General features: G+C 45.5%; 8 protein-coding genes. 2 read left to right on the top strand and 6 right to left on the bottom strand.

Features of this window, described 5'->3' with window-relative positions:
• Positions 1 to 146: 146 nt before the first annotated feature.
• From VIP81_RS30610 to VIP81_RS30590, 5 genes are all read right to left on the bottom strand, one after another.
• Positions 147 to 608: a hypothetical protein gene (locus tag VIP81_RS30610; protein ID WP_331970931.1), complete on the bottom strand. Its 462-nt coding sequence runs from the start codon at positions 606 to 608 to the stop codon at positions 147 to 149.
• Positions 609 to 806: 198 nt separating this feature from the next.
• Positions 807 to 2,429, bottom strand: a complete 1,623-nt coding sequence (locus tag VIP81_RS30605; RefSeq protein ID WP_331970928.1) for a RagB/SusD family nutrient uptake outer membrane protein — start codon at positions 2,427 to 2,429, stop codon at positions 807 to 809.
• 11 nt (positions 2,430 to 2,440) lie between these two features.
• A complete protein-coding gene (locus VIP81_RS30600; RefSeq protein ID WP_331970925.1) occupies positions 2,441 to 5,740 on the bottom strand; it encodes a TonB-dependent receptor in 3,300 nt (1,099 codons plus the stop codon).
• 177 nt (positions 5,741 to 5,917) lie between these two features.
• Complete coding sequence (locus tag VIP81_RS30595; RefSeq protein ID WP_331970922.1) at positions 5,918 to 7,063, bottom strand: FecR family protein; 1,146 nt, start codon at positions 7,061 to 7,063, stop codon at positions 5,918 to 5,920.
• Positions 7,064 to 7,121: 58 nt separating this feature from the next.
• Entirely contained in the window at positions 7,122 to 7,730 is a 609-nt protein-coding gene (locus tag VIP81_RS30590; protein WP_331970918.1) for an RNA polymerase sigma factor, read from the bottom strand.
• A 418-nt stretch (positions 7,731 to 8,148) separates the two neighbouring features.
• Here VIP81_RS30590 and VIP81_RS30585 point away from each other — a divergent pair, with 418 nt between their 5' ends.
• Positions 8,149 to 10,062 (top strand): T9SS type A sorting domain-containing protein, encoded by a 1,914-nt coding sequence (locus VIP81_RS30585; RefSeq protein ID WP_331970915.1) that lies wholly within the window; start codon positions 8,149 to 8,151, stop codon positions 10,060 to 10,062.
• A 144-nt stretch (positions 10,063 to 10,206) separates the two neighbouring features.
• Here VIP81_RS30585 and VIP81_RS30580 read toward each other — a convergent pair whose 3' ends face one another.
• Positions 10,207 to 10,803: a hypothetical protein gene (locus VIP81_RS30580; protein WP_331970912.1), complete on the bottom strand. Its 597-nt coding sequence runs from the start codon at positions 10,801 to 10,803 to the stop codon at positions 10,207 to 10,209.
• Positions 10,804 to 10,933: 130 nt separating this feature from the next.
• Between VIP81_RS30580 and VIP81_RS30575 the strand changes: the two genes are divergently transcribed.
• Positions 10,934 to 11,380 (top strand): hypothetical protein, encoded by a 447-nt coding sequence (locus VIP81_RS30575; protein WP_331970909.1) that lies wholly within the window; start codon positions 10,934 to 10,936, stop codon positions 11,378 to 11,380.
• Positions 11,381 to 11,385 lie beyond the last annotated feature (5 nt).

Genomic DNA, 11,385 nt, shown 5'->3' with positions numbered 1-11,385 from the left:
CTGGGTACTGATGGTGTAATCATTGACGGCTTTACGGAAAATAAAATATCGGGAACAGGAGAATGGGATGCTCCCGGTGAGTGGCGAAAGTTTGTGATAGCAAAAGAAACCGGTGAAAACTTACCGGTTGGAGAATACATAAATCTTCACTGATTTTCTGCCAACCAAAGTACCGCTCTTTCCACCACTAACCCCTGTATATTGTCTGCTGTAGCGCCCGGCAGGTAATACTGTCCACCGTCATAATCCAGATCTGTCCAGGCCCAATAAAGATAAACGAAATCATGTATCAGGTCGTCCATGTCAAATTGATAGTAATAAGGATATAACTGCGTTAAATTTCTGAACACATCTTGTCCTCGTGCTATCTTTTTAATGTGATAGCCACAAAAACTGACAATCGCCTCTTCTCCTCTTTTTTCTTCCAGGTGTAATTCTTCCAATGCCTTCGCCAAATAAGGCGCTGTTTCAAAATAATTAACTGGTTTGGACATCCCTGCCAACATTAGTAAATGAGGCGTTTCATGCCCCAGCTGCAGCTGTTCTATCGCCCAATCGATGCTTTCATCCATATTAAAACCCGGACCTGCTGCCGCGAAGGCGATCATTTTATTTGTTAAATCACTAAAGACTGCCAACGTAAAATATTTGATAGCTGTTAAGATAGGAAGGTTGCGGGTATTTGCAAAGAAAAGCCGCTAATAGCAGCTGTATTGACCCGGGCATGGATTTAAAACAGTCCTAAATAAAAGGGACCGCCTTACAAGACGGTCCCTTTCTTTATTCCAATTACCAGTCGCATTCATTTACCAGTTAGGATTTTGTTTCATGGCGGTATTGCCGTTGATTTCAGTTAACGGAATTGGCCACAGATAATCTCTTGCAGCGTTGAATACCCGTGTTTCCACAATCACAGGCTTACCGGTACCAGGATTGATCGCGCCTTGTGCCGGGCCGGTCATTACCTCCTCTCCTATCTTCCATCTTCTGATATCAAATAACCGGGTACCTTCAAATGCCAGTTCTACTTTCCTTTCCCGGCGGTATAGGGTACGCATTTTCTCCGGGGTGTTATATACGGTGATATCTACATTTGGCATCCCTGCCCTGTTTCTTATTTTATTCAGGTAGATGAGTACATCGGCGTTCTGCCAATCGCCGGATTCCACCAGGGCTTCTACGTAACTGAGCAGAATTTCTGCATAGCGGATCACCATGAAGTTGAGGGTACCACTGTTGTTACGGGAAACGTCTCTGGCGTCGAGGTATTTCTTTACCCAGAAGCCTGTTTGTGTAGACTGCGCCGCGCCGATCTGGTCAACAGATCCGGCGGTGAACGGATCCAAGAGGCGATTCACAAATGTTTGTCCGGGGAACAATACGCTGGCTGCCAGCCGGGGATCGCGGTTATTTTTATACATAGGATCTTTCCAATACAGCTGCAGACTGTCGTCGCCGAGTTCCTGTAATGTTTTGCCCTGCAATGTTTCATAAGAATTCACCATGGCAGCGGTAGGCCCATTGGCAGCCTGCCCGGATAAACTTTTAGGTGCCAGCCGGAAGAAAGCGCCGGAATTGCCGGTTCTGCGGAAGAGGATTCGTTCTTTGTTTTCCAGTGCGTCATAGCTAAATAATTGTGCGTAGCTGTTCACCCCCGTGGTGCTGGCGTAATGCAGGTCATACACTTTGAGATCAATTAGTTTACGCGCATAGCTGATCACTTTTTCATAATTTTTTATCGACAGGTACAGCTGTACCTGCATGGCATAACAGGCGCCCTTGGTTATTCTGTAGGCATCGCTGGTAGGATAGGTAGCAGGCAAAATGTCTGCTGCCTTATCCAGTTCTGTGGCAATAAAATTCACTACTTCTTCTGTACTATTACGAGGGATGGCCTGCTGGTCGGCCGGTGAAATGCTGGTATCTACAATAGGTACCGGGCCAAACAACAGGAACAGTGTGAGGTGTGCCCTGGCTCTGAGTGCGCGGGCTTCCGCGGCCCGTTGCTCTTTCACTACGGGATTTTCCATGTAAATTTTCGAATAGTTTTCCAGTATCCTGGAGGCATTCCGGATATCTTTATAGTTCTGTCGGTACAGGTCCGACAGATAACCATCGGTGGCCGTCACCGCTCCCAGTGGAAAAGAATTCCAGCTGCCAAAATTGGCCCGGAACACCGACTCATCTGTGGTACCCGACATGTGCATACGACAGTTCGCCTGGTACGACGAAGAGGTGATTAATGCACCCGGAGAGATCTGGTTGTTGTAGATCACTTCCAGGTAATTATACAGGTCCGACTCCAGCCGCCACCATTTGGCATCCGTGGTAGCGGTGGGACTATCCCTTTCCAGAAATGATTTATTGCAGCTAAACAGGAGTGTTGTCAATAAAAATACGCTGACGATATTGATGGCTATTTTTTTCATTTCCCTGTATTTTAGAATCTAAGATTTAAACCCAGTGTAAATGTTTTCAGGAGTGGCACTGTGGTTTGATCGCCCCCACTTTCCGGGTCTATCATTTTTACATTTGAAAAGGTGAACACGTTTTGTGCATTCGCATAAACCCGCAGATTTTTGGCTCTTATCCTGGCGCAAACGTTTGCAGGTAAAGCATAACCTATCTGGATATAGCGCACTCTTAAAAAACGTCCGTTCAACTGGAAGAAGTTGGAGAAATTGCCATTGGTTCCCGGCGTGGGCGTGAGTCGTGGGCGTTCTGCATTAGGATTATCCGGCGTCCAGTAATTGAGCTGCGACTTTTGCGGGGTACCACTTTCACCGCCTATATTCAATGGAATGGCCATTAAGCCGGTATAGAAAAGCGGCGTGCCGGATTCACCGGATAACAGTGTTTCAAAATCGAAACCTTTATAGCGGAAACCGAGCGTACCAAAAAACACATCGGTAGGTTCTGTACTTCCCAGCGGGATTCTATCGAGATTATTAATCAAGCTATCGCCATTACTGTTGAGGAAATGAATATCCCCTGCTGCCTGTCCGCTGATCTTCATGACTTTTGCATCTGCCATATCTTTCTCCTGCAATAAGCCCTGGGTAGCATATCCATAGTATTCTTTCAGCGCGCCGCCTACATACAAAATAGTATTGCCGCTAATGATAGGCTGGTCGTTGCCTACCAGTTTCAGCACTTCACTTTTATTTTTGGAATAGCCTACGCTTACGTTAAAAGAAAAATCTTTCGACAGCGCTTTCACATAGGATATTTTCACTTCTGCTCCCCTGTTCCTGGCACTGCCTACGTTAACAGGGGCGCCACTATTACCGGTGCCGATGCCTATACCGGAGGTATAGTTAGGCTGCGGCGTGATGATCATATCGGTCGTGATTTTATTATACCATTCGGCAGTCATGCTCAATCCGTTTCTCAGACTGATATCGGTACCAATATTCGTTTCATTCACTTTTTCCCAGGTAACATCCGGATTACCGATCACGGTTTCTGTACCATTATTGCCGTCAATAGTGGTTTGATACAGATAGGGATCAATGGCATTATTTCCCAGCACGCCATAGGAGCCTCTGATTTTCCAGCTATTGATGACTTTAGATTTGAAGAAGGCTTCCTGGTCTATATTCCAGCCTGCGGCGACAGAAGGAAAGATGCCCCATTTTTTACCCGTGGAAAAGAGAGAAGAGCCATCTCTTCTGAGGCCAGCTTCCAACAGAAAGCGGTTATCGTATGTATAGAATGCTTTGGCAAACAGGGATCTCAGGGCTACATCTTTCCAGGATTCGTAGGTCCTTAATTCCTGTGTATATCCTGCAATGGCATTTACATCATGTTTACCAAAGGTGCGTGTATAATCAAGATTACCACCGAGGTAGATGTAGTTTTCTCTGGCGGTGAGCGTGGCTGTTTTCACCGTTGGGTAATTAACACCTGCCGTGCGGTTGGTGAAATAGTCAAAGAAAATGTATGATTCCTGATCGGCTTTATCGAGGCCGGAAGCTACGCGGTAACTGGCTTGTCCTTTTAAACTTAAGCCTGGCAATATATTCCACTGCGGACGGATATTGATCAGCGCTTCATCCCTCGTTTTATTCAGTGATCCGCCTTTTTCCAGCATGGCCACGGGATTCCAGCTTTCTCCATAGATCCCGTAATAGGTATAACCTGGATTTTCTGCCTTATCCGGATATTTGGAATTAATATTTGGAGGCACCGTATACATCCGCCGGTAAATATCTGTAGTGAGACGGTTACTGGCGTAGGGTTGATTTTGGCTGGTACGTGAGGCGAAAATATCCATGTAGATAAAAAAGTTTTTCAGCAGGTCCACGGTGGTATTTGCGCGGAGTGTTGTTCTGCCATAATCTGAATTACGTACATGTCCTTTTTGTGTAGTTTGATTGAGGGAAAGTGCAAATCGTGCGGCGGTATTTCCACCGGATACCTGTATCGAATGCTGTTGAATAGGAATAGATTTCCGCAACACTAAATCGGGCCAGTTGGTGTTGGGATATTTTACCGGATCGCTGCCATCTTTTGTAGCGGCAATGTCGGCGTCGGAGTAAATAGGGTTACCGCCGGAATTGGTCATTGCTTCATTGTTCATCCGCATCCAGGTAGCGGCATCCACAAAATCGGGCATGTATTGAGGCCGCTGCATACCATAAAACCCGTTGTACTCCATACTGGGCACGCCTGCCACGCCTCTTTTTGTGGTGATGATAATCACACCGTTGCCACCTCTCGCACCGTACATCGAAGCGGATGCAGCATCTTTTAAAACGGTGATGCTTTCTACGGTGTTGGGATCTAAGTTATTCATATCAAACGGAACTCCGTCTACAATTACCAATGGCGCGGCGTTAAGTAAAGTGCCTACGCCCCTGATCCGTATATTAGCCTGGTCGCTGCCTACTAAACCGGTTGTTTGAGATACCTGTATGCCGGTAGCTCCGCCCTGCAAGGCCTGCGACAATTGCACCACCGGTTTATTTTTCACATTGCCCATGTTCACTGTACTAACGGAGCTGGCTATATTTTTTACCTTCTGGCTACCAAAACCTGTCACAACCACCTGGTCCAGTACTTTCAGATCCTCGTGCAGGGATACGATCAGGTTAGCCTGTTCTTCCCGCACCAGGTATTCCTGTTTTTTATAGCCCACCATGGAGATGATCAACACACTTTCCTTAGGTACGTAGATCTGGAAAACGCCGTCGGCGTCCGTAGCTACAGATTTGGACGACCCTTTGATGGTGACATTAGCGCCCAACAATGGTGCGGGGGGGTCTTTCGCTTCCAATACGCGGCCCAGTATTCTCACAGAGCGGGGTTGCTGGGATGTTGTGGCCAGCTGTTCACGGGGAGCTTCTTTTTTCTTTTTCACCACCACTGTTTTATTCATGACATCATATATCAGCGGCTGATTTTTGAAGCAAATATCCAGCGCCTCTTTCAGCGTCACTGCTTTTATGTCGAGGGTAACAGGTGCAATATTTTGCACTTCACTTTCTTCGTATACCACATAGATGCCCGCCTGTTTGGCGATCTTTTTCAAAACGGATGTAAGTGATTCATTTTTGGCGGTCAATGTGATGGTTTGTGCGGCCGCCTGGGCAGATACCTGGAGCAGGGTGACCAGCAACAGAAAGGTCATCATTTTCATAACGGAAAATATTTTGTCCGGAATTTTATACCCATGAGATGGCGTACGGGAGTCCGGCTCCGGGAACTCCGGAGGGTTGATTTTAACATAAAGCTTCATACATTAGTGGAATTGGGTGATAAAAAAGTAATTGTTTATTTATTCGTCATCCTACATTTTCCGGTGGTTTTGATCCGGAACTGTTACTGATTTGGTTTTGTTACAGTATGGGCATAGTGGTTGCTTTCCGGCGGGGCCGGATTGTTTTTACTTCCCTTTCATATGAATGTTATACAATTATTTCTCCGGCAATACCGTCAGTGTTCTTCCTTCGATTCTACAGTGAACGTCATATTGTTCCAATATTTTAAGTACATCGGTTAAATTCATATCTCTCCCTACCCTTCCTCCAAAACGTTTATTGGCAGGCTTTTCCGACAGGTCAATGATATCAACATCATACCACCGGGATAGCTGGCGCAATAAGGTGGGCAGGTCGGTATCTTCCAGATCAAATAATCCATTTTTCCAGCCCAGTACTTTTTCAATGTCTGCTGCTTGTACCACCATGGTACCGGTGGCGGTATTTAATACTGTCTGCTGTCCGGGTTGCAATTTCTTTTCGGCAAGTTGATTTTTCACGATCACGGCTCCGGTCAATAAGGTGGTATTCACAACGGCTTCGTCCGGATAGGCCATAATATCGAAGCTGGTACCCAGCACTTGCACTTCCAGTTCGTTTACTTTTACTATAAAAGGCTGACTGGCATTTTCTGCAATTTCGAAATAGGCTTGTCCGGTTAGTGTTACGATCCTGTTTCCATTAAAGCGGGTCGGATATTTTAAGGAAGAAGCGGCATTCAACCACACCTTGCTGCCGTCTGGCAGGGAGATCTGGAACTCGCCACCACGTGGGGTAGTGAGCAGATTATACCCCACTGTACTCCCGGCATTTTCCGCGGTGTATTGCAGCTCTCCCTTATCCTGCCTGATATGCTGCCGGATCACCTGGGTAGCGGTATCACTGAGCTGCATTGTTTTTCCATCTGCCAGTGTGAGTACTGCTTTCCGGCTCCCCGGTGTGATGACAGCGGCGGCCAGATAGCTGACTTTACGCGGATACCAGTAATAAAAGCTTCCCGCCAACAGCAGTATGGCTGCCGCAGCCCACCAAAGTACCCTGCCACGGCGTTTCATGGGGATCATGGATGCAGGAAGATTATTTTCGTATACCCGCATACGTATCTGATCCCATAGTTGACGGGAAGTTGTATCTGCTATGCTGACACCTGCTGCAACATCGTCCTGGTATTGTGCTGCCAGCAATTCCCGCAACTCCGCCGTATCGGTGGTTTCCAGGTAGTGCAGCAACCATCGCTCCTCTTCATCAGATCGTTGATCAGATGCCAGTAATTCTTTTAGCCTTTGTAAATCGCTTTTCAAAAGAGTAATTGCTAGTTGTTAATACTATATACAACAAGGAAAAGAAAAAGGGGGGGTATCAAAAAAAATATTTGCAAATATTTTTTATCACGAGTACTATAATAACAGACGCATCGTATGGCGGATGTTGCCGCACGTAGGTCCGGATGGCGCTCATCACCTCTCCCAGGTATTCTTTTACGGTATAACGTGAAATGCCCATCAGTCGGGAGGTTTCCTCATACGTGCGGCCTTCCATCTTACATAGCTGGAAGACCTTCTTTTTCTGGGGCGATAGTTGCGTCACAGCTTTTTCCAGTATTATCCATTGCGCTTCCGTCTCTTTCCTGTCTGTCGCTGCTCCATGAATTTCTGCTGCTACCAGCACCCGGTTTTTCTCCCGGAGCTTTTGCTTCAGGTGATTCATGGTACGGTTAAACGTTACCGTAAACAGCCAGCCACCTACAGAACGGTCACTGTCCAGTTCGAGGCGTTTTTCCCAGAGGGTGATAAAAACTTCCTGCAGGATATCTTTTGTTTCTGTGTCGGATCGCAGCACTTGGAAGACCTGCCGGTACAACGCATGGTGATAGCGTTCGTACAGTGCCTGGAAGGCAGACTGGTCGTGGGCGGACATGCGTAACAGCAGTCCCTTTTCATAGTGGAAATCGAGTTCGTTAATCAACAAGCGGTTCTTGTTAGTTATTGCACCTAAAGTAATTAAAAATGTAGGGTTAAATCTAATAGTGAATTGTGCAAAGCTAATAGTGAATTGCGTTAAACGAATAATTTTTGGTTTCAGACAAATACCGGGGGCTGATAGCGAAATGGTTGCCTTAGTTGACTTTTGGCCATCTATTATTTAAGGGACAAGCGATCGTATTATTAGTATATTATTATTTTAAATAATGAATAGCTACTAATTAAATGCTTGGCATTCCTACCATATGTGAAAGGCGTCCACACTCCAAAAGAGCGGCAGATTAAATTTAATAATTTGATACACTTCACAGCGGTAGCATCGCAGTACTATTAAATAATTTACCTGGATACTCGCCATCAATGTAGCAGCTTAATCATTTTCATAAACCCTCTAAACCATTTTTATGCAAAAATTTTACGCTCGTAAAAAACTACTAACACTTCAACTTTTCGTCGCGGTACTATTGCATATGTTTGCGCAGAAAGCATCCGCGCAAACATATGCCAATAGCCAAACAAACGGTGTTACCGGGTTATGTTTGCTTTGCGGGGTGGCCAATCCCAACAATGCGGTAAACGCTAACCTTACCGACTACTCGCAGTTCAATATCACCGCCGGACTACTCGGCGTATCTGTATCACAAACGCTCATATTTCCATCCGTCAGCAACTCTGGCTGCGATTCGCTCATCATCAGAATCAGTAGTACCAATAATAGCTTGTCGGCCAACCTATTTGGTGGTATTACCGTGCAAACTTTCAATGGAGCTACTGCCAACCCCGATGCCACTGTGGTGGACAGCTCTATGGTAAGATTCCTGCAATCAAATACGATAGCGGAAATAATACTAAAGCCCAATCATTCGTTCGATCGCGTAAAACTAACTTTGTCCAGCTCCCTGGTAGGACTACTCACAGGACTCAGAATTTTTTATGCGTATACCAATCCCGGTAAACCTGCTAATCCTCAGTTCACCGTTCCGCAACAGGTGGTATGCGGTCCGCAAAAATTAATTATCAGCAACCATACTGCGGGCATTAACTACAGGGTGCATCTCAAATATAATAACTACACATTGCCGCAGCCTATAGATACTGCTTTCCTCGTGGTCAATCAGGATACTATCCTTACACCGGATATCAGGACCTATATTTTCGCACAGGTCAATGTAGATATACAGGCGGTGAACCCTTTTACAGGCTGTGTTTCAGATACCGTTCACCAGGCGTACGTCCAGGGCGGATCAGCAGAGCTACCACAGGTGGGAGCTGATAGCGTTACTATCTGCAAGGGCGATAGCACTACCCTCTACGCCTATACGCCCACCACGAATCTTACTACCATCAATTGGTATGCTGCTCCTACAGGCGGCACCATCCTCCATACAGGAAATTATTTTACAGTAGCACCGGCCATTACTACCACCTATTATGTTACTTCTGCCAGTGAATGCGAATACCCGGTACGCCAACCTGTAAAAGTAATTGTAACGAAATTACCCGACCCACAATATAGTGTTCCACAGGGCCTTGTATGTGGCAGTTCCCTTCTGCCGGTGTATAACTACCTCCCGGGATATAACTACAATGTGCGGGTGGTATACAGCTATACTGGCATACCGCTGAAAGACACCAGCTATGTTGTCCACCATCAGGATACCATTCCTGTGCCTGCATTCCGTATCAATACCGGAGCGCAAGCCAAAGTTTATGTACAGGCAGTAGATACGCTTTCCGGTTGTAAATCCGACAGTGCAATTATGTTCATCACTTTGGGCGGAACGCCTAGTCTTCCTGTAGTTGATCATGATACCGTCACCATCTGCAATGGCGACAGTGTTATACTGCATGCGGACATTCTAACCAGCAATTTTCCAAGTGTACTGTGGTATAGTGCCCCTGCTGGCGGTACATTACTGCATACAGGTGATTCTTTTACTGTAAAACCGGTAGATACCACTATTTATTATGTAACGAGCCGCGGCACCTGCGAAAATCCACAGCGTATACCCGTTTACGTGAATATAAACTCCTGTGAATTCCGCTCCGCCAAAACAACTGCTCCTACAACAGCTAATCTCATATTGGAAATTTATCCTAATCCTTCTTCAGGCGAAGTGAGATTTAGCAATAAAGAAAACCTGGCAGGAAGCTGGCTCCTGGTCAACGACATCAATGGCAAGGAACTACAAAGAGTGCAGTTGAAGAGACAGGGATTCAGATTTGAAGGTCATATTAAAACAGGCATATATTTCCTTAAAACAATAACCCCGGCAGGTAAGATATATACCGGGAAAGTAATACTTGGACAGCCATAATATTATTGTCCGGGAAAAATAACATCCAATCCGCTATCACTCTTTTTCATAAAAGAGTGTGGCGGATTTTTTTGATCTGTAAAATGTACGCCCCACCATATGCTCATAAAAAAAGAAAAGAGCTGAGCCCTTTTCCATTTTTACTTATTTAGTGATTTTATGGATTACCCGTGGTTGCTTTGCTTTTCTGGCAAAGGAAATACCAGTAATAGCCAGTAAGCTGCCATATATCAGCAACACCTTTTTTGTGCCCAGGGAAGCGATACCAACAACAGCGGCCAATAAGCCAGCACGTCCTCTAATCTCGTATTCTACACCGGATTCGACCATTGCGGAAAAATACAAACTCACTACTAACAATACACTAACAACACCCATAGCGATCAGTGTTTTTTTACCCGCCTCTATGGCTGTTTGATGTATGGTAGTACTTGAGAAAGATGGCAGGATTGTTCTAAAATAATCGAATATTTCACGTCGCTTCGCCTCATCATAAATGGTCAGGTGTTCTTCGGATCCCCGGAAAAATACCTGGATATATTGTTTGCCTTCTTCCCATCTTACCTCGTTAATATAATGTAATGGAATATTGAACATATTTTCATCCGGGGCCACACCTTGTTCCAGTCCCCAGGCGACGGTATTAACTTCTGCCGCTTTGGGATTGCATTTGTAGATCATGTCGTTCAGGTGTGCAATAATTTTGTCTTCTCCTTTTAAGGGGTTAATCCATATTTTCATTGTAAAGGAATATTATTTCGCTGGTATAGGTTTATAAGGGGCGAAAGTAAGGAAAAAATTTAACCTCTCCCCTAGTTCAAATCCTGATGCAAGGTGTTTTAAGATTTTAAATACCTTATCCATTTACATCATGAGTACATCTCTGTCGGCCAGGAAGGGCGCCATTTACGGCATCATCAGTCACCTGTTAATTATCCTGTGTGGACAGGCAATTTTTATCCTGCTGCTGTTTCGTGCAGACCTTATGCAAGGGTTAAACACTACTTTCTCTCTGCAATCGAATCCGTATGCCATTAGCTTTTATGTGTTACTATTAGCTGGCGGATGGGTGGCCGGCGCTCATGCAGCCGCCAAAATTGTCGCAAGCCCAGGTCGTTTTCTACGCACGGGCGTTATGTACGGCCTGTTGGTCGCTGTGGCCAGTCTTGTTTACTTATTCGGTGCATGGTGTATTACAAGTGGATGGCATGCTGCCGTTATTTCTATAAAAGAGCCCTCTATACTTATCATGGTCATATTCCTGCCCACCTGGATATTGCTGGCAAAAATAATGCAGGTAAAAGCCTGTCGCGGGTAACGGAT

The sequence above is a fragment of the Chitinophaga sp. genome (assembly GCF_036566945.1).
Lineage (GTDB): Bacteria > Bacteroidota > Bacteroidia > Chitinophagales > Chitinophagaceae > Chitinophaga.
This window is presented reverse-complemented; position numbering and strand designations above follow the sequence as displayed.